The 20,156-nt window shown below is 72.8% G+C and carries 17 protein-coding genes and 1 tRNA gene; 8 read left to right on the forward strand and 10 right to left on the reverse strand.

Features of this window, described 5'->3' with window-relative positions:
* Positions 1–78: 78 nt before the first annotated feature.
* Complete coding sequence (gene metH, locus E8D37_RS00920) at positions 79–3,831, reverse strand: methionine synthase (protein ID WP_206055518.1); 3,753 nt, start codon at positions 3,829–3,831, stop codon at positions 79–81.
* 231 nt (positions 3,832–4,062) lie between these two features.
* Between metH and E8D37_RS00925 the strand changes: the two genes are divergently transcribed.
* Positions 4,063–4,911 (forward strand): PAC2 family protein, encoded by an 849-nt coding sequence (locus E8D37_RS00925; protein WP_136567871.1) that lies wholly within the window; start codon positions 4,063–4,065, stop codon positions 4,909–4,911.
* Positions 4,912–5,104: 193 nt separating this feature from the next.
* Here E8D37_RS00925 and mshC read toward each other — a convergent pair whose 3' ends face one another.
* The 4 genes from mshC to E8D37_RS00945 are packed head-to-tail and all read right to left on the reverse strand — an operon-like array spanning position 5,105 to position 8,499.
* Positions 5,105–6,343, reverse strand: coding sequence for a cysteine--1-D-myo-inosityl 2-amino-2-deoxy-alpha-D-glucopyranoside ligase (gene mshC, locus E8D37_RS00930; protein ID WP_136567872.1), 1,239 nt, complete (start codon positions 6,341–6,343; stop codon positions 5,105–5,107).
* 24 nt (positions 6,344–6,367) lie between these two features.
* Complete coding sequence (locus E8D37_RS00935) at positions 6,368–7,156, reverse strand: SCO1664 family protein (protein WP_240770107.1); 789 nt, start codon at positions 7,154–7,156, stop codon at positions 6,368–6,370.
* Between the two features lie 7 nt (positions 7,157–7,163).
* Positions 7,164–7,742: a DUF3090 domain-containing protein gene (locus tag E8D37_RS00940; RefSeq protein ID WP_136567873.1), complete on the reverse strand. Its 579-nt coding sequence runs from the start codon at positions 7,740–7,742 to the stop codon at positions 7,164–7,166.
* A gap of 10 nt (positions 7,743–7,752) precedes the next feature.
* On the reverse strand, positions 7,753–8,499 hold the full coding sequence (locus E8D37_RS00945; protein WP_136567874.1) for a histidine phosphatase family protein: 747 nt from the start codon (positions 8,497–8,499) through the stop codon (positions 7,753–7,755).
* Positions 8,500–8,605: 106 nt separating this feature from the next.
* Between E8D37_RS00945 and corA the strand changes: the two genes are divergently transcribed.
* Positions 8,606–9,595, forward strand: a complete 990-nt coding sequence (gene corA, locus E8D37_RS00950; protein ID WP_206055502.1) for a magnesium/cobalt transporter CorA — start codon at positions 8,606–8,608, stop codon at positions 9,593–9,595.
* A gap of 131 nt (positions 9,596–9,726) precedes the next feature.
* Here corA and E8D37_RS00955 read toward each other — a convergent pair whose 3' ends face one another.
* Entirely contained in the window at positions 9,727–10,578 is an 852-nt protein-coding gene (locus tag E8D37_RS00955) for an undecaprenyl-diphosphate phosphatase (RefSeq protein WP_136567876.1), read from the reverse strand.
* A 136-nt stretch (positions 10,579–10,714) separates the two neighbouring features.
* On the opposite strand from E8D37_RS00955, the gene E8D37_RS00960 reads away from it, so the two are divergent.
* Positions 10,715–11,662, forward strand: coding sequence for an aldo/keto reductase (locus E8D37_RS00960; RefSeq protein ID WP_136567877.1), 948 nt, complete (start codon positions 10,715–10,717; stop codon positions 11,660–11,662).
* A 38-nt stretch (positions 11,663–11,700) separates the two neighbouring features.
* Positions 11,701–11,919, forward strand: coding sequence for a DUF5703 family protein (locus E8D37_RS00965; protein WP_136567878.1), 219 nt, complete (start codon positions 11,701–11,703; stop codon positions 11,917–11,919).
* 22 nt (positions 11,920–11,941) lie between these two features.
* Here E8D37_RS00965 and E8D37_RS00970 read toward each other — a convergent pair whose 3' ends face one another.
* Positions 11,942–13,276 carry a M20/M25/M40 family metallo-hydrolase gene (locus E8D37_RS00970; protein WP_136567879.1) on the reverse strand — a complete coding sequence of 445 codons (1,335 nt, stop codon included), beginning with the start codon at positions 13,274–13,276 and terminating at the stop codon, positions 11,942–11,944.
* A 184-nt stretch (positions 13,277–13,460) separates the two neighbouring features.
* Between E8D37_RS00970 and E8D37_RS00975 the strand changes: the two genes are divergently transcribed.
* From E8D37_RS00975 to E8D37_RS00985, 3 genes are all read left to right on the forward strand, one after another.
* Positions 13,461–13,545: transfer RNA gene (locus tag E8D37_RS00975), tRNA-Leu, on the forward strand.
* Positions 13,546–13,908: 363 nt separating this feature from the next.
* On the forward strand, positions 13,909–14,520 hold the full coding sequence (locus tag E8D37_RS00980) for a hypothetical protein (RefSeq protein ID WP_136567880.1): 612 nt from the start codon (positions 13,909–13,911) through the stop codon (positions 14,518–14,520).
* A 121-nt stretch (positions 14,521–14,641) separates the two neighbouring features.
* On the forward strand, positions 14,642–15,244 hold the full coding sequence (locus tag E8D37_RS00985) for a LysR family substrate-binding domain-containing protein (RefSeq protein WP_136567881.1): 603 nt from the start codon (positions 14,642–14,644) through the stop codon (positions 15,242–15,244).
* Positions 15,245–15,268: 24 nt separating this feature from the next.
* On the opposite strand, the gene E8D37_RS00990 is transcribed toward E8D37_RS00985, so the two are convergent.
* Positions 15,269–16,705 (reverse strand): GuaB1 family IMP dehydrogenase-related protein, encoded by a 1,437-nt coding sequence (locus E8D37_RS00990; RefSeq protein ID WP_136567882.1) that lies wholly within the window; start codon positions 16,703–16,705, stop codon positions 15,269–15,271.
* Positions 16,706–16,879: 174 nt separating this feature from the next.
* Positions 16,880–17,332, reverse strand: coding sequence for an ankyrin repeat domain-containing protein (locus E8D37_RS20495; RefSeq protein WP_276606446.1), 453 nt, complete (start codon positions 17,330–17,332; stop codon positions 16,880–16,882).
* A gap of 115 nt (positions 17,333–17,447) precedes the next feature.
* Here E8D37_RS20495 and galK point away from each other — a divergent pair, with 115 nt between their 5' ends.
* The gene (galK, locus tag E8D37_RS01000; RefSeq protein ID WP_136567884.1) at positions 17,448–18,629 is read left to right on the forward strand and encodes a galactokinase; all 1,182 of its coding nucleotides are present in this window, start codon (positions 17,448–17,450) and stop codon (positions 18,627–18,629) included.
* A gap of 58 nt (positions 18,630–18,687) precedes the next feature.
* Here galK and E8D37_RS01005 read toward each other — a convergent pair whose 3' ends face one another.
* Positions 18,688–20,022, reverse strand: coding sequence for a DUF2252 domain-containing protein (locus E8D37_RS01005; RefSeq protein ID WP_136567885.1), 1,335 nt, complete (start codon positions 20,020–20,022; stop codon positions 18,688–18,690).
* Positions 20,023–20,156 lie beyond the last annotated feature (134 nt).

The following is a 20,156-nucleotide window of genomic DNA, read 5'->3' on the forward strand; positions in this document are numbered from 1 at the left end:
GAGCGGGCCTCAGACCCCGGGTTGGGGACCAAACGTGAGGAATGGGAGGCCGGATCACGCCGCCCCCCCGGGACCCGATCAGTCCTCCGGGTCGTACCCCAAGTTCGGGGACAGCCACTTCTCGGCGGTCGCCACGGACCAGCCCTTCCGAGCCGCGTAGTCGGCGATCTGGTCGCGGCCGAGTCGGCCGACGACGAAGTACTGGCTCTCGGGGTGGCTGTAGTAGACGCCGGAGACGGACGCTCCGGGCCACATGGCCATCGACTCGGTCAGCGTGATGCCGGTGGACGCCTCGACGTCCAGGAGCTCCCAGATCGTCTGCTTCTCGGTGTGGTCCGGGCAGGCCGGGTAGCCGGGGGCGGGCCGGATGCCGTGGTACTTCTCGGCGATGAGCGCCTCGTTGTCGAGGTCCTCGTCCGCGTCGTGGCCCCAGAACTCGGTCCGGACCCGCTGGTGGAGCCGTTCGGCGAACGCCTCGGCCAGCCGGTCGGCCAGGGCCTCGAGCAGGATCGCGTTGTAGTCGTCCAGGTCGTCCTTGAACGCCTGGACGCGCTCGGGCAGGCCGATGCCCGCGGTCACGGCGAACGCCCCGACGTGGTCGGCCAGCCCGGTCGAGGTCGGCGCGACGTAGTCGGCGAGGCTGCGGTGCGGGATGCCGGCACGGTGCTCGCCCTGCTGACGCAGCTGGTGCAGGACGGCCCGGCGCGTGGCGCGGGACTCGTCCTCCCAGACGAGCACGTCGTCGCCGTCCGCGTTCGCCGGGAAGAGCCCGTAGACGCCGTGGGCGGTGAGCCACTGCTCCTCGCTGATCCGGTCCAGCATCACCTGGGCGTCCTCGTAGAGCTTGCGCGCCGCGTCACCGTGGCTCGGGCTGTTGAGGATGTCGGGGAACTTCCCCTTCATCTCCCACGCGTTGAAGAACGGCTGCCAGTCGATGTACTCGCGCAGCTCCGCGATCGGGTAGTCGCGCAGCACGTGGACGCCGGGCGTGCGCGGCAGCGGCGGGACGTAGCCGTCCCAGTCGATGGCGGTGGCCTGTGCCCGGGCGTCCTCGATGCCGATGAGCTTGCGCTCGGACTTGCCGGCGTGCCGCTCGCGCAGCCCGTCGTAGTCGGCCTGGACGTCGGCGAGCAGCTTGGCCTTGCGCTCGGGGTTGAGCAGCGCGGACACGACGGGCACCGAGCGCGAGGCGTCCTTCACCCACACCACGGCGCCGTCGTAGCGCGGGTCGACCTTGACGGCCGTGTGGGCGCGGGACGTGGTGGCGCCGCCGATGAGGAGCGGCGTGTCGAGGCCGAGGCGCTGCATCTCGGTGGCGAAGCCGACCATCTCGTCCAGGGACGGCGTGATCAGCCCCGAGAGCCCGATGACGTCCGCGTCGTGCTCCTTCGCGGCGTCCAGGATCTTCTGCGCCGGCACCATCACACCGAGGTCGATGACCTCGAAGTTGTTGCAGGCCAGGACGACGCCGACGATGTTCTTGCCGATGTCGTGCACGTCGCCCTTGACGGTGGCCATGATGACGGTGCCGTTGGAGCCCTTGGAGGAGGCCAGCGCGGGGTTGTTGCGCTTCTCCTCCTCGATGAACGGGATCAGGTAGGCGACGGCCTTCTTCATCACCCGCGCGGACTTCACGACCTGGGGCAGGAACATCTTCCCGGAGCCGAACAGGTCGCCCACGACGTCCATGCCGTCCATCAGCGGACCCTCGATGACCTCGATCGGGCGACCACCGCGGGCCTCGATCTCGGCGCGCAGCACCTCCGTGTCGGCCTCGACGAAGGCGTCGATGCCCTTGACCAGCGCGTGCGTGATCCGCTCGGCGGGCGGGAGGGCGCGCCACTCCTCGGTCTTGGCCTCGGTCTCGGCGCCGGTGCCGCGGAAGCGCTCGGCCAGTTCCAGCAGCCGCTCGGTGGCGTCGGTGCCGTCCGGGGTGGGGCGGTTGAGGACGACGTCCTCGATGGCGTCGCGGAGCTCCGGGTCGACCTGGTCGTAGACGACGAGCGCGCCGGCGTTGACGATGCCCATGGTGAGCCCCGCGCGGATGGCGTGGAAGAGGAACACCGCGTGGATGGCCTCGCGGACCGCGTTGTTGCCGCGGAACGAGAAGGACACGTTCGAGATGCCGCCGGAGACCTTCGCGCCGGGCAGGTTCTCGGTGATCCAGCGGGTGGCCTCGATGAAGTCCGTGCCGTAGGCGGCGTGCTCCTCGATGCCCGTGGCGACGGCGAAGACGTTGGGGTCGAAGATGATGTCCTCGGCCGGGAAGCCCTCCTCCTCGACGAGGATGCGGTAGGCCCGGGCGCAGATCTCCTGGCGTCGCTGGAGGTTGTCCGCCTGGCCGTCCTCGTCGAACGCCATGACGACGGCCGCGGCACCGTAGGCCTTGCACAGCCGGGCGTGGGCGCGGAACGGCTCCTCGCCCTCCTTCATGGAGATCGAGTTGACGATGGCCTTGCCCTGGACGCACTTCAGGCCGGCCTCGATGACCTCGAACTTGGAGGAGTCGACCATGACCGGGACCCGCGAGATGTCGGGCTCGGCGGCGACGAGCTTGAGGAAGCGGTCCATCGCCGCGACGCCGTCGATCATCCCCTCGTCCATGTTGACGTCGATGACCTGCGCGCCGTTCTCGACCTGCTGGGCCGCCACCGAGAGCGCGGTGTCGTAGTCGCCGTCCTTGATCAGGTTGCGGAAGCGGGCCGAGCCGGTGATGTTCGTCCGCTCCCCCACGTTCACGAACAGCGAGTCCGCGGTGATCGTGAAGGGCTCCAGGCCGGACAGGCGCAGCGCGGGGGCGATGGTGGGCACGGCACGCGGCGGGACGCCGACCACCCGCTGCGCCACGGCCGCGACGTGCTGCGGGGTGGTGCCGCAGCAGCCACCGACGATGTTGACGAGCCCGGCGTCGGCGAACTCCCCGACGACGGCCGCGGTCTGCTCGGCGACCTCGTCGTACTCGCCGAAGGCGTTGGGCAGGCCGGCGTTCGGGTAGCAGGAGACGAAGGTGTCCGCGACCCGGCTCAGCTCGGCGATGTAGGGGCGCATCTCCGCGGCGCCCAGGGCGCAGTTGAGCCCGATGGCGAGCGGCTTGGCGTGCCGGACCGAGTTCCAGAAGGCCTCGGTGGTCTGCCCGGACAGCGTCCGGCCGCTGGCGTCGGTGATGGTGCCCGAGATGATCACCGGCCACCGACGTCCGGACTCCACGAAGAGCTGCTCGACGGCGAAGATCGCGGCCTTGGCGTTGAGGGTGTCGAAGATCGTCTCGATGATGAGGAGGTCCGCGCCGCCGTCGACGAGACCGCGGGCGGCCTCGAGGTAGGCGGGGACGAGGTCGTCCCACACGACGTTGCGGGCACCGGGGTCGTTGACGTCGGGAGAGATGGACGCCGTGCGCGTGGTCGGGCCGAGGGCACCGGCGACGTAGCGGGGCCGGTCAGGGGTCGCGACCGCGTCGGCGGCGCGGCGGGCGAGCCGCGCGGACTCCAGGTTCAGCTCGTACGCGAGCGCCTGCAGGCCGTAGTCGGCCAGCGAGACGGAGTTCGCGTTGAACGTGTTCGTCTCGATCACGTCGGCCCCGGCCTCGAGGTACTCGCGGTGGATGCCCTCGATGATGTGCGGCTGGGTGATCGTGAGGAGGTCGTTGTTGCCGACGAGGTCGCCGCCCGCGTAGTCGGCGAACCGCTCGCCGCGGTAGCCGGCCTCGTCGGGACGGTCCCGCTGGATCGCGGTGCCCATCGCGCCGTCCAGGACGAGGATGCGCTGGGCCATCACCTCGGACAGGGTGGCGGTGACGTCCGGCCGCCAGTCGTCGGCGGTGACCCGGGCCATCGCCATGACGCCGTCCACCGGGGGCTGCGGCTGCTGCTCGGCGGGCTTGGTGGCGCTCATGGCGGCTCCTCTCGCAGGCCACCGCGGGGACAGGACGTCGAGCGCGGGCCGGGCACGGATGTGCTCCGAGGCGTGCGGGAGGTGTCCACGCGGCGGGGACGGTGAGCCCCAAGCCTGACACCGAGCCCGGTGAGCAGGGAAATCGTGGCCCGACGGCTCTAGGGTGGGTGGGTGATCGAGTTCGACGACGCTCCCGACCTGGTGGACCCCATCGTCATCGCTGCCTTCGAGGGCTGGAACGACGCGGCCGACGCCTCGTCGTACGTGCTGGACCACCTCATGGACGTGTGGGACGCCCGCACGGTCGGCATGGTCGACCCCGAGGACTTCTACGACTTCCAGGTCAACCGGCCCGTCGTCGGCACCGACGAGAAGGGGATGCGGCGCCTGACCTGGCCGACCACGTCCATCGCGGTCTGCTCGCCCCCCGGGCTCAACCGGGACGTCATCCTCGTGCGCGGCATCGAGCCCAACATGCGCTGGAAGCAGTTCTGCGTGGAGATCCTCGCTGCCATCGACGAGCTCGGCGGCGGCCTGGTGGTCACCCTGGCCGCCCTGCTGGCCGACACCCCGCACACCCGGCCCATCCCGGTGACCGGCACCGCCACCGAGCCCGAGCTCGTGGACCGGCTGAAGCTGGAGCAGTCGACCTACGAGGGCCCGACCGGCATCGTCGGCGTCTTCCAGGACGCCTGCGTGCGCATCGACATGCCGGCCGTGTCCTACTGGGCCGCGGTGCCGCACTACGTCGCCCAGCCGCCGTGCCCCAAGGCCTCGCTCGCGCTCATCGGCCAGCTCGAGGACCTGTTGGAGATCTCGATCCCCCTCGGCGACCTGGCGGAGGACGCCCGGGCCTGGGAGCGCGGCGTCGACGAGCTCGCCGCCGAGGACGAGGACATCGCCGACTACGTCCGCTCGCTCGAGGAGACCCGGGACACCGCCGAGCTGCCCGAGGCGTCCGGCGAGGCCATCGCCCGGGAGTTCGAGCGGTACCTCAAGCGGCGTCAGGACGGCGACTGAGCCGTGCGGTCAGGCCGCTGACCTGCGTCGGAGCAGGTTGGTGACCAAACGTGGGGCAGCTGCGGCCGCCGGTGTCAGCGGCCCGCGGCGCGGAGGCGCCTAGCCGCCGACGACCTCACGTTTGGTCACCAACCCTGTGCTGCGGGGCCGAGAACCCCACGTTGGTGACCAAACGTGTGGGAGGAACGGCTCCTCAGAGCGCCAGCCCGAGCGCGCTGTCGAGCACGCGGTGGATGGTGACGGCTGCGTCGGGATCAGAGGTGTCCGCGATGGCGGGGCCGCCGACGGTCGCGTGCGCCCACTGGTCGACCAGGGCGAGGGCACGGGGGGCGTCGAGGTCGGCGGCGAGGGCAGCGAGGACGCCGTCGACCACCGGGGCGGCGGGGGCACCGGCACCCAGGGCCAGCGCGCGGCGCCACAGGGCGATGCGGTCGACGTTGGCGAAGAGGTCGGCGTCGGTCCACTCCCAGTCGCTGCGGTAGTGGTGGGAGAGCAGCGTCGCGCGGATCGCCATGGGGTCGACCTCGGAGGCACGGAGCGCGGAGACGAAGACGAGGTTGCCCTTCGACTTCGACATCTTCTCGCCGTCGTAGGCCACCATCCCGGCGTGCGCGTAGGCGCGGGCGAAGGGTGCGCCCTCCGCGACCTGCACGTGGCCGGCACACATCTCGTGGTGGGGGAAGACCAGGTCGGAGCCGCCGCCCTGGACGTCGAACGTGGTGCCGAGGTGCTCCAGCGCGATGGCGGCGCACTCGACGTGCCAGCCGGGGCGGCCGGGGCCGAAGGGCGAGTCCCAGGAGGGCTCGCCGGGGCGCTCGGCGCGCCAGAGCAGGGCGTCCAGCGGGTCCTTCTTGCCAGGACGCTCGGGGTCGCCGCCCCGCTCCGGGAAGATCTCCAGCATGAGCTCGCGGGAGTAGCCGGACTCCGAGCCGAAGTCGGCGTCGGCGGCCACCGAGAAGTACAGGTCGTCGTCCACGCGGTAGACGGCGCCCGCCTCCTGGAGCCGCTCGATCAGGGCGATCACCAGCGGGATCGACTCCACGGCGCCGACGTAGGCGTCGGGCGGCAGGACGCGGAGCGCCTCCATGTCGGTGCGGAACAGCTCGGTCTCGCGCTCGGCCAGCGCCACCCAGTCGATCCCGACCTTGGTGGCCCGCTCGAGCAGCGGGTCGTCGACGTCCGTGACGTTCTGGACGAACCGCACGGCGTGGCCGGCGCTGCGCCATGCCCGGTTGAGGAGGTCGAACGCCACGTACGTCGCCGCGTGGCCCATGTGGGTCGCGTCGTAGGGCGTGATCCCGCAGACGTAGAGGCGGGCCGCGTCGGCCTGGGGCACCAGCTCGACGGGCCCGCCGGTGGCGGTGTCGTGCAGGCGCACCGGCGGAGCGGTGACGAGGGGCGTGGGGACGTCCGGGGCGGTCCAGGCGCGCATGGGCCCGAGACTAGACCCCGCCCCTCAGAAGGGCGGCCAGGGGATGGCGGGTCCGCCCCCGGGAGGGGCGGGCATCACTCCGGCGGCGAGCAGCCGGTCGCACCGGCGCGCCACGCAGTCGATCTCCAGCGGGTCCAGCAGCGTGGCCAGCGTGGAGCCGAGCCCGCCTGCCAGGCCCACCCGCACCCGGGTCACGGCCTCGGCGTCGTCGGCGTCGAGGGGGTCGCCGGTCCAGCCCCACAGCACCGTCCGCAGCTTGGGCTCGGCGTGGAACGCGATCCCGTGGTCGATGCCGTAGCGGTGCCCGTCGGGCATCTCCAGCACGTGGCCGCCCTTGCGGTCCGCGTTGTTGAGGACGACGTCGAGCACGGCGAGCCGGCGCAGGGCCGCCGTGTCCTCGTGGACCAGCGAGACCTCCCGGTCGCGGTCGTCGTACCCGTCGAAGACGTGCAGGTAGCCCTCCGGCACGTGGCGCGAGTCGACGACGGTGACGGCGGCCTGCTCGTCGTCCGGCTCCTGCCACTCCTGGACCATCCCCTCGCCGTGCGGGCCGTCGCACAGCCAGGTGCGCGGCACCGGCACGGGGAAGGACTCCCCCGCGAACTCCTTGGCCACCTCGTAGGCGGCGACCTCGCGACGGGCGAGCACGGCGCCGGGGAAGTCCCACAGGGGCTTCTCCCCCGCCACCGGCTTGTAGACGACGCGGACGCCCGCGACCTCGCCGACGAAGGTGGCGTTGGACGCCGAGAGGACGCGACCGTCCAGGACCAGGTCGTCCTCCCGCAGAGCGGCGGGCACGGGGGCGTCGGTCACGGGCGGCTCAGACCGGGTCGCGGCGACGGAAGCCGTTGGCGCGGACGCAGAGGTGGCCCTCGGGGTCGATCGGCAGGCCGCAGAACGGGCACGCGGGGCGTCCCGCCTCGACCAGGCGCTCGGAACGCTGGACGAACGCACGGGCCGCGCCGGGGGTGAGCCGGACGAGCAGCAGCTCCTCGGGCTCCGGCTCGGTGAGCTCCTCGTCCACCTGGTCGGGGCTCACGACGGCGGCCTCGGTGAAGGGGAAGACCTCGATGACGACGCGGTGGTCGTCCGGGTCCCACGACAGCGTCATCGTCCCGGCGCGGAACTCCTCCTCGATGGGCTGCTCGAGCGGCGCGTTGTCCGCGGAGTCCAGCGGCGCGATGGCCGGGACCTGCGAGGCGGTGCCGTCCGCGGCCAGGACCTCGTCGAGCAGCTCCTCTACGCGCTCCGCGAGCGCGGCCACCTGCTGCTTCTCCAGCGCCACGCTGATGAGGCGGGTGCCGGTGCGGGCCTGGAGGAAGAACGTCCGCTGTCCGGGCTGACCGACAGTCCCGGCGACGAAGCGCTCGGGCGGGTCGAAGGAGTGCACCACTGGCATGTCGGTCACCCTAGGCAGTCGTCGGGGCGGTGGAGGTGTGGGGTCCGGCACCGCCGCCCACGGCGGCGTCGTCGGAGGCGCCCGCCGCGGCGGCGTCGTCGGCGGGGCCGGGGGGCGGCGGCTTGAGCCAGGAGAGGTCGCCGGCGTGGGTGTTGGAGGCCAGGACGGCGGGCCGCGACTCCCCGTAGCGGACGATCGAGATGGACGCCGGGTCGACGTGCAGCCGCTGGAACAGGTCCAGGTGCATGCCGAGCGCGTCCGCGAGCAGCGCCTTGATCAGGTCGCCGTGGCTCACGGCGAGCCACACCGCGTGCGGGCCGTGCTCGGCGGTCACCGCGGCATCGTGCCTGCGGACGGCCTCGACGGCGCGGGCCTGCATCGTGGCCAGCGACTCACCGCCGGGGAAGTGCGCGGCCGACGGCTGTGTCTGCACGACCCGCCAGAGCGGTTCCTTGGACAGGTCGGCCAGCTTCCTGCCCTGCCACTCGCCGTAGTCGCACTCGGCGAGGCCCTTGTCGATGCTGGTGGTGGGCGCGGGGCCGGCCTGGGCGTCGAGGACGAGCCGGGCGGTCTGCCGGCAGCGCTCCAGCGGGCTGACGACGGCCGCCGCCAGCGGGACCTCGGCCAGCCGCTCGCCGGCTCGTCGGGCCTGGTCGCGGCCGGTGGGATCGAGTCGGACGCCCGCCGTCCTGCCTGCCAGGACCCCCGACGCGTTCGCCGTGGTGCGCCCGTGCCGCAGGAGGATGACCGTCGCCATGCCCCGACCCTACGGCGTGGGCCCAGGCAACCGCGGGGTGGCGCGCGAGCGACCGGCGACCGGGCGGGCGGTCCGGGCGGACCCGGCGAGGACTAGCGTGCGCAGCGTGATCGTCGACTCCGCTGCCTACCGCCACGGCGAGCGCGTCCCCGTGGACTGCGCCGCGCACGACTTCGCCGCGCTGCGCGCCTCGGTGGCCGACACCGAGAACGGCCAGGGCTTCGTGTGGGTGGGCCTGTACAAGCCGAGCCAGCGCGAGCTCGCGGAGGTGGCCGAGGCGTTCGGCCTCCACCCGCTGGCCGTCGAGGACGCGCTCAGCGCCCACCAGCGCCCCAAGCTCGAGCGCTACGACGACAGCCTGTTCCTCGTCCTGAAGACCCTCTGGTACGTGGACGCCGAGGACGCCGTCGAGACCGGCGAGGTCAATGTGTTCGTCGGCGACGACTTCGTGGTGACCGTCCGGCACGGCCGGGGCTCGGAGCTCGCGACGGCCCGGCAGACCCTGGAGGCGCACCAGCAGGTGCTCAACCACGGCCCCTCCAGCGTGGTCTACGCCGTGGCCGACCGGGTGGTCGACGGCTACCTGCGCGTGGTCGGGGACCTCCAGGTGGATGTCGACGAGGTCGAGACGTCCGTGTTCAGCCCGCGGCGCACCGACGACTCCATGCGCATCTACACGCTCAAGCGCGAGATCGCGGAGACCCGCCGGGCGGTCATGCCGCTGCGGGAGCCGATGCGACGCTTCTCGACCGGTGCCGTCACCGGGATCTCCGAGGAGGCCGGGCCGTTCTTCCGCGACGTCCTGGACCACCTCAACCAGGCCGCGGAGGCCGTGGACAACCTGGACGCGCTGCTGTCCACCGCCTTCGACGCCTCCGTCGCCCGCATCCAGGTCCAGCAGAACGACGACATGCGCAAGATCTCGGCGGGCGCCGCCCTGGTCGTCGTCCCGACCCTGATCGCCGGCGTGTACGGCATGAACTTCACCCACATGCCGGAGCTGTCCTGGACCTACGGCTACCCGTTCGCCCTGCTGCTGATGCTGGGCACGTCATTCGGTCTCTGGGTGTTCTTCAAGCGGTCCGGCTGGCTGTAGGCCGGCGCCCCGTGGGGCTCACGTTTGGTCACCAACCCGGTCTCCGGGGGCCGTTCGTTCACGGTTGGGGACCAAACCTGAGCCCGACGGCCTGGGAAGCCGCCCGGGCCGCCCAGTGGACGCAGGTGCGCTCAGGCAGCCAGGACGCCGGTGCTGACGAGGACGAGCACGACGGCACCGAGGATCACCCGGTAGACCACGAACGGCGTGTAGGTGCGCGTGGTGACCCAGCGCAGCAGCCAGGCGATGACGGCGTAGCCGACGACGAACGACACGACGGTCGCGACGAAGGTGTCGAGGCCGGAGTAGGAGTTGGCGCAGGCGACGTCGGTGGAGCCGGGCGTGCAGGCGACGACGTCCTTGAGCTCGAACAGGCCGGCGCCGATGACGGCGGGGATGGCGAGCAGGAACGCGAACCGGGTGGCGGCCTCGCGCTCGTAGCCGAGGAAGCGGCCCATCGAGAGCGTGGCGCCCGAGCGGGAGACGCCCGGGATCAGGGCGCACGCCTGGGCGACGCCCATGAGGACGGCGTCGCGCAGGGACAGCTCGCCGATGGTGCGCCGGGTGGAGCCGATGCGGTCGGCCAGGCCGAGGATGAGACCGAGCACGATGAGCGTGGTGCCGACGATCCACAGCGAGCGGAGCTGGTTCTCGATGACGTCCTTGAACAGGACGCCGAGGATCACGATGGGCAGCGACCCGACGATGATGTACCAGCCGAGGCGGGCGTCCACGTGCCCACGCCACTCGGGCTTGAACAGCGAGAGCACCCACGCCTTCACGATCCGCGCGATGTCGTTGCGGAAGAAGACGAGGACGGCGAGCTCGGTGCCGATCTGGATCACGGCGGTGAAGGCCGCGCCCGGGTCCCCCCACCCGAACAGCTCGGGATAGATGCGCAGGTGCGCGCTGGAGGAGATCGGCAGGAACTCCGTGAGTCCCTGGATGATGCCGAGCACGACTGCCTGGAGGAGGTCGACCACGGCGGCACTCTAGGGGCACTCCCCTGCACGGAACCTGACCGGGACCCCGCCCGGCACGAGGAGTCGCTCACGTTGGGTACGCCGGGGCAGGCGGGTCGGCACCGTCCGGCGCAGGCGCGCCGCTAGGTTGGCCGTCATGCAGCAGCGCAGCGTGGGCAGCTCCGGCCTCCGTGTCTCCCGTCTCGGCCTCGGCACGATGACCTGGGGCCGCGAGACCGACGAGCACGAGGCCCGCGACGGGCTCGTGGCCTTCGTGGACGCCGGGGGCACCCTCGTCGACACGGCCGGCGTGTACACCGACGGCCGGGCGGAGACCATGCTCGGCGCGCTCATCGGCGACGTCGTGCCCCGCGACGACCTGGTCCTCGCGACCAAGTCCGGCTTGGGGTCGCGGGCGGGACGCCGGCACGTCGACGCCTCCCGCGGCCGGCTCCTTTCCGGCCTGGACGCCTCGCTGCGCCGTCTCGGCACCGACCACGTCGACCTGTGGCTGGTCCACGCCCCCGACCCGCTCACGCCCTTCGAGGAGACCCTGAGCGCGCTCGACCACGCGGTGGCCACGGGGCGGACCCGCTACGTCGGGCTGTCCAACCACGGCGCCTGGCAGACGGCCCGCGCCGCGACCTGGCAGCAGGCCGTCCCGGGGCGGGCGCCCCTCGTGGCCTCCCAGGTGGAGTACTCGCTGCTCAACCGGTCCGTCGAGCTGGACGGCGTCCCCGCCGCCGAGGCGACGGGGCTCGGCCTCCTCCCCTGGTCGCCGCTGGGCCGAGGCGTCCTCACCGGCAAGTACCGCCACGGGCTGCCCGCCGACTCCCGCGCCGCCTCCGACCACTGGCGGCGCTTCGTGGAGGCCTACCTCGACGACCGGGCCGGCGCCGTCGTCGGGGCCGTCGTCCGGGCGGCCGAGGGCCTGGACCTCTCCCCTGTTCAGGTGGCCCTGGCCTGGATCCGGGACCGACCCTTGGTGAGCGCCCCTATCGTGGGTGCCCGCACCGCCGCACAGCTGCGGGAGGCCCTCAGAGCAGAGGACGTCGTCCTGCCCACCGAGATCGTCGCGGCGCTCGACGACGTCAGCGCCGACTAGGCCCGACCACCGGGCAGCACCCCATCCGAGGAGGCCCCATGACGCTCGCCGACCGCCGCGCACCCCGCCCCGGCGTGGAGTGGGAGTTCGACCAGGTGCGGTTCGACCGCGACCTGAGTCGCAACGTCGTCCGCAAGCTCCTCGTCGAGCGGGCCGAGCACGGTGGCTGGGAGCTGCACCGCCTCCGCATCACCGCCGACGGCGTCCGCCGCGTCACCCTGCGTCGCAAGATCATCCGCGCGGTGCGGACGGCCTGAGCGCTGCCCCCGGCGGGCCGCCTCAGACGTCCCCGAGGAACCTGTCCAGCACGCGCGCGCCGAACTGGAGCGCGTCCACCGGCACCCGCTCGTCCACGCCGTGGAAGAGTGCGGTGAAGTCGAGGTCCGCGGGGAGCCGCAGGGGCGCGAAGCCGTAGGACTGCACCCCGAGCTGCCGGAAGTGCTTGGCGTCGGTGCCGGCGCTCATCAGGTAGGGGGCGACGAGGGCGTCGGGGTCCTCGGCCAGGAGCGAGCGGTGCATCGCGCGGACGGTGTCGCCCTCGTACGGGCTCTCCCACGGCTGCTGGTGGGAGACGAAGTCGAGCTCGACGCCCTCCCCCAGCAGCTCGGCCAGCGTGGCGAAGAACTCGTCCTCGTACCCGGGCAGGAAGCGGCCGTCCATGTGGGCCGTGGCCTCGGTGGGGATGACGTTGACCTTGTAGCCGGCGTCCAGCTGCGTGGGGTTGGCGACGTTGCGGATCACGGCGCCGAGCATCCGCGCGGCCGAGCCGAACTCCTCGATGAGCGCCGGCGCGTTCTCGGGCGTCGCCTGGACGCCGGCTAGCTCGCCCACCGCGGCGAGGCAGACCTCCATCGTGGGGGTCAGCCGGACGGGCCACTCGTACGCGCCCACCCGCGCGACCGCGGCGGCCAGCCGGGTGACGGCGTTCTCGTCGTTGATCATCGATCCGTGGCCCGCGCGACCGCGCGCCGTGAGCCGCATCCAGGCCATGCCCTTCTCCGCGGCCTCGATGAGGTAGACCCGACGCCCCCGCACGGTGGTGGAGAAGCCACCGACCTCGCCGACCGCCTCGGTGCAGCCCTCGAAGAGGTCACGGTGCTGCTCGACGAGCACCTGCGCGCCCTTGTGGCCGCCCGCCTCCTCGTCGGCGGTGAAGCACAGCACCATCGGGCGGGACGGCACGGCGCCGGCGCGCGCCCTCGCACGCACCGACGAGAGCAGCATCGCGTCGAAGTCCTTCATGTCCACGGCGCCGCGCCCCCACACGTAGCCGTCCTGGACCTCGCCCGAGAACGGGTGGACCTGCCAGTCCTCGGCTGCCGCGGGCACCACGTCGAGGTGACCGTGCACGAGCAGGGCGTCGTCGCGGGTCCCGTCGCCGCCCCAGCGCGCCACGAGGTTGGTGCGGCCGTCGTAGCCCTCGACGACCTCGGTGCTGATGCCGACCTCGTCCAGGAGCGTCGCGACGTGCTCGGCGGCCTTGCGCTCGCCCGGGCCGTCGGCGTCGCCGTAGTTGGACGTGTCGAAGCGGATGAGGTCCCGGCAGAGGTCCACCACCTCGGCCGCCGGGTCGTAGGCGGGCGCGGTCGCGTCGAGGTCGCTGCGGGGAGCCATGGCCCTCAGCATGCCACCGGGCACTCACCCCCGACGGCGCGCCCCGGCCCTGCCGGATCAGGTGCGACGACCGGGGGGACTCGTGGCGACGTCCGGCCAAATAGCCTTTGACCTGCGGCGATGAGACCAGGTGCGGCCCCGATTGGAGAGTCACACCGATGTCTTGCTACGGTTCCACCACCTCGTCCGGGTGGCGGAATAGGCAGACGCGCTAGCTTGAGGTGCTAGTCCCCGTATAGGGGGTGGGGGTTCAAGTCCCCCCTCGGACACAGCAGGAACCACAGGGCGGCCCGCGGGCCGCCCTGTGGTGCTTTTCCGCACCGCTCGCCCCGTTCCCGCCGTGCTCGACGGGTCCTGCGGTGAAGAACGGCCCTGGCTTCACAGGTTCCTCACGCCGGTGCCGATCGTCCTGGTGTACACCCGGATCGGTCGTCGAGCCCTTTGCCGACGGCCTCGGGCCCACGCAGCCCGCCAGCACTCACCTCGCTGACGTCGTGCGCACGCCGGCGACCGGGTGGTGCACGTCTCGCGCGCAGAGATCTCAGGTCACGGCCGTTCACGCCGATGACCCCTGGGTACCCCGCCGACGGCAAGGATGCCCGAGGGGTCGGGACTCATGGATGGGAACACCGATGGATGCACTCGACGGACTCTGGGCCGCCGCTTGTCGCACGAGCCGGCGGCGTGGCGCCGTGGCCGCGATCGCGCCGCTGCCGCGCCTGGACGAGGAGCTCTTCGCGACCCTCGACCTCGTGATGGGCAGCCACGAGGTCGGCTGGCACGACGTCGAGGACACCCTGGCCACCTACCTGTGGCTGCTGACCTCCGCGGAGACCGGTGAGCCCGGCCTGCACGTCTACCCGTCCCTCTCGCAGACAGCCGCCTTCGTCCACTCCCACCGCGCCCGCCGCGACCGCGACCAGGCCTGCAGCCTCTGCCCGGCCGGCCTGCGCGGCCACCGTGCCGTCGACGTCACGCCCGACGCCGAGGCGGTGGCCGTCGTCCGGCTCGTGCACGCCGCCCACCCGCCCATCGCCGGCACCCGCGAGATGGTGCTGGTCTACGAGTGGGTCATGGCCACGTCCCGGCTCCACTGGTACGGCGACGACCGCGTCTACGACGACGGCACCGGCGCCGGCCGCTTCCTGCACCAGTGGCGGGCCGACCTGGGCCTGGAGGACACCGACGCCGTCGAGGACTGCGTGCTCTGCGCGCACGACCACGAGCTGCTCGAGACCGCCTGAGCCGGGCGGGGCCGCCTGCCGAGTGCCTCACGTTTGGTCACCAACCCTGTCTGGAAGGGCTCCGATCGCAGGGTTGGTGACCAAACGTGAGGCCCGGGGAGCGCTCCCCTAGGCTCGGACCATGGACCGGCACCTGGAGGACTGGCCGCTGCGCGTCGGCTTCGTGACCGGCGCGACGCCGGACAAGTGGGCGCGGGTCTACCGCGGCCGGATGCCGTCCGGGATGGAGCTGGCCCCGGTGACGGAGGCGGAGCAGACGGACGGCCTGGTCGACCGCACGCTCGACATGGCGCTGGTGCGCCTCCCCGTCGACCGCGAGGCCCTGGGCCTGCACTGCATCCCGCTCTACGAGGAGCTGCCGGTGGCGGTGATGGGTCACGAGCACCTCCTCAGCCTCGCCGAGGAGGTCACCACGGAGGACCTCGCCGACGAGCAGCTGGTGCTGCCCGAGCGCAGCGGCTGGACGCCCCGCGCCGAGCAGCTCCCATGGCCCCCGATGTCGGAGAAGGACGCCGTCGAGACCGTCGCTGCCGGCACCGGCGTGGCCATCGTCCCGATGTCGGTGGCGCGGCTCTACCACCGCCGCGACGCCACCTACCGGGTCGTCACCGACCTTCCCGGGACAAGGGTCGGCCTGGCCTGGCTGGTCGAGCGCGACGACGACCCTCGGATCCAGGCGTTCATCGGCGTGGTCCGCGGGCGGACGTCCCGCTCCTCACGGTAGGCCCGCCGCCTCGGCTCACGGGCCTTACCAGCTGGTCGCGAGCGGACGCCCCTCGGAGTACCCCGCGGCCGACTGCACGCCCACCACGGCTCGGGCGTGCAGCTGCCCGAGGGTCTCGGCCCCCGCGTAGGTGCAGGCGGACCGCACCCCCGAGCAGATCTGGTCGAGCAGGTCCTCGACGCCCGGCCGGGCCGGGTCCAGGTACATCCGCGAGGACGAGATGCCCTCCTCGTAGAGGCCCTTGCGAGCACGGTCGTAGGCGGACTCCCCCGACGTCCGGTTCGCCACGGCCCGCGCCGAGGCCATCCCGAAGGAGACCTTGTACTGGCGGTCGCCGTCGTCGACGAGGTCGCCCGGCGACTCGTGCGTCCCCGCGAACCAGGAGCCCACCATGACGCTGCTGGCACCGGCCGCGAGGGCCAGCGCCACGTCACGGGGGTGGCGCACCCCGCCGTCCGCCCAGACGTGCGCGCCCATGTCGCGCGCCGTCTCCGCGCACTCCAGGACCGCCGAGAACTGGGGCCGCCCCATGCCGGTCATCATCCGCGTCGTGCACATGGCGCCCGGGCCGACGCCCACCTTCACGATGTCGGCGCCCGCCTCCACCAGTGCGCGCGTCCCGTCGGCGGAGACCACGTTGCCGGCCACGAGGGGGACGCCGGGAGCCACGCCCCGCACGGCCTTGACGGCATCGGCCATCCGCTGCTGGTGGCCGTGGGCGGTGTCGACCACGAGGCAGTCGACCCCGGCCGCCAGCAGCGCCTCGGCCTTGCCGGCGGCGTCGCCGTTGACGCCCACGGCCGCCGCGAGGCGCAGGCCGCCCCGCTCGTCGGTCGCGGGCGTGTAGAGGGTGGCGCGGAGGGCGCCGGCCCGGGTGAGGACGCCGACCAGCGCGCCGTCCCGGTCGACGGCCACGGCCAGGGGCGCCCGTGCGGCGTCCACCCGGTCGAAGGCCGTCCGGGCGTCGGTGTCGGCGTCCACCAGCACCTCGATGGGCCGCATGACCTCGTGGACCTGGGCGAACCGGTCCACCTCGCGGCACTCGACGAGCGTGACGAGGCCGACCGGTCGCTGCTCGTCGTCCACCACGACCGCGGCCCGGTGGGCGCGCTTGGGGATGAGCGAGAGCGCCTCGGCCACCGTCTGACCGGGCCGCAGGACGATGGGGGTGTCGTAGACCAGGTGGCGCGACTTCACGAACCGGACGACGTCGGCGACCACCGGGACCGGGATGTCCTGCGGGATCACCACCAGGCCGCCCCGGCGGGCCACCGTCTCGGCCATCCGCTTGCCGGCGATCGCCGTCATGTTCGCGACGACGATCGGGATCGTGGCCCCGGTGCCGTCGGCGGTGGAGAGGTCGACGTCGTAGCGGCTGGCGACCGCAGAAGGCCCCGGCACCATGAAGACGTCGTCGTAGGTGAGGTCGTGGTCGGGGGTCCGGTCGTGGAGGAAGCGCACGTCTCTCGACCCTACGCGGCCGTCGATGGGCGCGGCGGGGTCCTCGGTCCCGGTTTCGGCTTCACGTTTGGTCACCAACCCTGTGCTGCGGGGGGCCGGATGCAGGGTTGGTGACCAAACCTGGGGGGTCCGCCGCGTGTTCTGTGCCTGAGCAGCAGGGATTCGACGCAGAGCTCAGACCGCGAGCGACCGCCCGAACATCGCCGCGGTGGCGCGGGCGGAGGGGGTGCCGGCGTCGGGGTCGGCGCCGAGCCGGAGCAGGGCGGCGACGACGTCGTCCTCGGCCTTGAAGACGGCCCCGGCGAGGGGGGTCTGGCCCCGGTCGTTCACCCGGTCCGGGTCGGCCCCTCGCTCGGCCAGGCCGACGACGAGGTCCGCGTGACCGTGGTAGGCGGCGAGCATGAGCAGGGTGTTGCCGTCGGCGCCGGTCAGGTCGGCGGGCACCCCGGCGTCCACGTAGGCCAGGACGCGGGAGGTCTCGCCCGCTCGCGCCCAGTCCAGGAGGTCCTGGGCGAGGGCGACCAGCGCGGGGTCGACCCCGGGGTCGACCCCGGGGTCGGCGGCGGGGTCGGCGGGCGAGGCGGCGGGCGAGGCTGCGGGCGAGGCTGCGGCGGCGGGGTCGGGCACTCCTCGAGCATGCCCAGCCCCCGGCACGCGCCGTTCACCCATCCGGGCCGAGCACCCGTCGCGCGAGGTGAGGGGGTGTGCGGCCCACCCTTCCGGGACACCTAGGGTGACGGCCATGACGTTCTGGGACGCCGGTGACAGCCACGACCTCGCCGACGGGCTGCGCTCGTCCTTCGCCGAGACGTTCGGCCGTGACGCCGAGGTGGTCGGGCGCGCGCCCGGCCGCGTCAACCTCATCGGCGAGCACACGGACTACAACGCCGGCCTCGTGCTGCCGCTCGCGCTCCCCCACGCCACCTACGCCGCGGCGGCCCGCCGACAGGACGGCCGGCTGCGCCTCCGCAGCCGCCAGGCCGAGGAGGGCTGGGAGGGCACACTGGACGAGGCGGCCTCCGCCCCCGGCTGGGCCGGTTACGCCGCGGGCGTGCTGTGGGCACTGGCCCGCGACACCGGCTCGGGCACGGGGCTCGAGGTGCCCGGCATGGACGTCCTCGTCGACTCGACCGTCCCGATCGGGGCCGGGCTCTCCAGCTCGGCGGCCATCGAGTGCGCGGTCGGGGTCGCCGCGTGCGCGCTGCTCGGCCTGGACCTCGACGACCCGCTGCGCGAGCGACTCGTCGCGGCCGCCATGGCGGCCGAGGGCGAGGTCGTGGGCGCACCGACGGGCGGCATGGACCAGACGATCGCCATGCACGGCCTAGCGGGCGCCGCCGTCCTCATCGACTTCGACGCCCACACCCACGAGCCCGTCGACCTGGACCTGGACGCCCTCGGCCTCACCGTTCTCGTCACCGACACCCAGGTGTCCCACGCCCTCAACGACGGCGGGTACGCCTCGCGGCGCGCCGACTGCGAGGAGGCGGCGAGCCTGCTCGGACTCGCCAGCCTGCGGGAGGCCACGCAGGCCCAGGCGGAGTCGCTGGAGGACGAGCGGCTGCGCCGCCGCGCCCGGCACGTCGTCACCGAGATCGCCCGGGTCACGGAGACCGTGGCGGCGCTCCGGGACTCGGACCGTCCCGCGCTGGGGCGTCTGCTCCTCGCCTCGCACGTCTCCATGCGGGACGACTTCGAGATCTCCTGCGCCGAGCTGGACGCCGTGGTGGAGACCGCGGTCGAGGCGGGGGCGATGGGATCGCGGATGACCGGTGGCGGCTTCGGCGGCTCCGCGGTGTCCCTGGTGCCGACCGAGCGGGTCGAGGCAGTGGTGCGGGCCGTCGACGCCCGGTTCGTGGCCGAGGGCTTCCGGGCCCCGAGGCACCTGCTCGGGGTGCCCTCGGCCGGGGCCGGGCTCGCCTGAGACCCGCCTCGGCGGCGCGCGAGCCCTGACCCCGGCCGAGGAGCCGGGGGACGAGGACTCAGGTGGCCGACACGGAGATCCGCCCGGAGCGGAAGGCCTCGACGAAGAGGGCGTGATCGGTGCGCACCTGGCGGGCGTAGGCCTCACCGGCGTCCTGCAGCCACGCCACCAGCTCGTCGTCCCTGCCCTCGAGCACCGCGCCCACGGCGTCCTCCACCTGGAAGTCGACGAGGTCTTGGTCGGAGTCGGTGTCGGAGGCGCAGTGGATCTTGGCCGTGGCCCGGCCGAGCAGCTCCACCACGGACCGGATCTCGTCCGGCTCGGTGAGGTCGGCCCACTCGAGGTCCTCCTCGTAGGGCGAGACCTCGGAGACGACGTACCCGACGCCGTCGACGTCGGTCCAGCCCAGCAGCGGGTCGGTGTGGGCCTGGAGGGCGCGCTGCGAGACCACCGTGCGCTGGCCCTCGTGCTCGAAGTACTCCTCCACGGCGTCGGTGTCGACGTAGCGGCTCACGGCCGGGACGTTCGCCTGCTTCATGGAGAGGATGCGGTCGTTGTCCAGCGCCTGGCTGTCGCCCTCGATCAGCAGGCTGTAGGCGGGCAGACCCGCCGAGCCGATCCCGAAGCCGGACTTGCCGGCCACGTCATGGAGCTCGTGGAAGAGGTCACCACGACGCTTGTCCGCGGGCAGGGAGTCCAGGTAGCGACGGTAGGCGTCCACGACGCGGCCGCGCTCCTCGTCGTCCAGACGCCTGATCGTGCCGTCCTCCAGGAAGACCCGCCCCTCGCCATCGCGGGTCGTGTTCGCGTCGAGGAGCTCGGCGCGGCGGTTCTGCCGGGCGGCCTGGAGCGCCTCGTGGATCGGACCCTCGGTGTTGTCGAGGGTGAGCGCGAAGTCGTCGTCGTGGTCCTCGCGGTAGCGCCGCACCTGGTCGACGTAGGCGCGGACGTAGACCTCGACGAGCCCGCGCACGTCGTCCTCGGGCAGCGCCTTCTGCCAGCCCGTGAGGGACAGGGACGCGGCGAAGCGGAGGAGGTCCCAGGTGTAGGAGCCGACGTAGGCCTCGTCGAAGTCGTTGATGTCGAACACCAGCCGGCCGTCCGAGGCCAGGTAGGTGCCGAAGTTCTCGACGTGCAGGTCCCCGTGGACCCAGATCCGGGAGGAGCGCGCGTCGGTGAAGTCGTCGCCACGACCGGTCAGCTCGTCGACGAGCCCGGCTGTGACGTCGCGGTAGAACAGGCAGGCCGTGCCCCGGTAGAAGGCGTGCGGGTCCTTGGCCATCTTCCGGTACTTGCCGCGGAACGCGGCCGGGTCGGCCTCCATCAGGCCGCCGAAGGCGTCCTCGAGGACCTCAACGATGGTCTGGATGCGCTTCTCGCTGCTCTCGTCCATGCCCGGCAGGGTTCCCAGCCCGGGGTGGGCGCCGACCACCCCTCCGGGTGGCTCAGCCGATCCTTCCGAGTGGGGGCCGCTGGACCGGCACGGGCGGGGTCGGCCCCGCGATGGGGCACGGTCGGGGCGGCGTC

This window comes from Nocardioides sp. GY 10127 (genome assembly GCF_004919085.1).
In the GTDB taxonomy this organism is placed as follows: domain Bacteria; phylum Actinomycetota; class Actinomycetes; order Propionibacteriales; family Nocardioidaceae; genus Nocardioides.

Excerpts from the sequence above, each read along its gene's own strand:
- metH (WP_206055518.1), bottom strand. The coding sequence starts at position 3,831 with ATGGCCCGGGTCACCGCCGACGACTGGCGGCCGGACGTCACCGCCACC.
- mshC (WP_136567872.1), bottom strand. The coding sequence starts at position 6,343 with ATGCGCGCCTGGACCGCCCCGGACGTCCCCACGCCCCTCGTCACCGCT.
- E8D37_RS00940 (WP_136567873.1), bottom strand. The coding sequence starts at position 7,742 with ATGCCAGTGGTGCACTCCTTCGACCCGCCCGAGCGCTTCGTCGCCGGG.
- E8D37_RS00945 (WP_136567874.1), bottom strand. The coding sequence starts at position 8,499 with ATGGCGACGGTCATCCTCCTGCGGCACGGGCGCACCACGGCGAACGCG.
- E8D37_RS00960 (WP_136567877.1), top strand. The coding sequence starts at position 10,715 with ATGCAGCAGCGCAGCGTGGGCAGCTCCGGCCTCCGTGTCTCCCGTCTC.
- E8D37_RS00965 (WP_136567878.1), top strand. The coding sequence starts at position 11,701 with ATGACGCTCGCCGACCGCCGCGCACCCCGCCCCGGCGTGGAGTGGGAG.
- E8D37_RS00970 (WP_136567879.1), bottom strand. The coding sequence starts at position 13,276 with ATGGCTCCCCGCAGCGACCTCGACGCGACCGCGCCCGCCTACGACCCG.
- E8D37_RS00980 (WP_136567880.1), top strand. The coding sequence starts at position 13,909 with ATGGATGCACTCGACGGACTCTGGGCCGCCGCTTGTCGCACGAGCCGG.
- E8D37_RS00985 (WP_136567881.1), top strand. The coding sequence starts at position 14,642 with ATGGACCGGCACCTGGAGGACTGGCCGCTGCGCGTCGGCTTCGTGACC.
- galK (WP_136567884.1), top strand. The coding sequence starts at position 17,448 with ATGACGTTCTGGGACGCCGGTGACAGCCACGACCTCGCCGACGGGCTG.
- E8D37_RS01005 (WP_136567885.1), bottom strand. The coding sequence starts at position 20,022 with ATGGACGAGAGCAGCGAGAAGCGCATCCAGACCATCGTTGAGGTCCTC.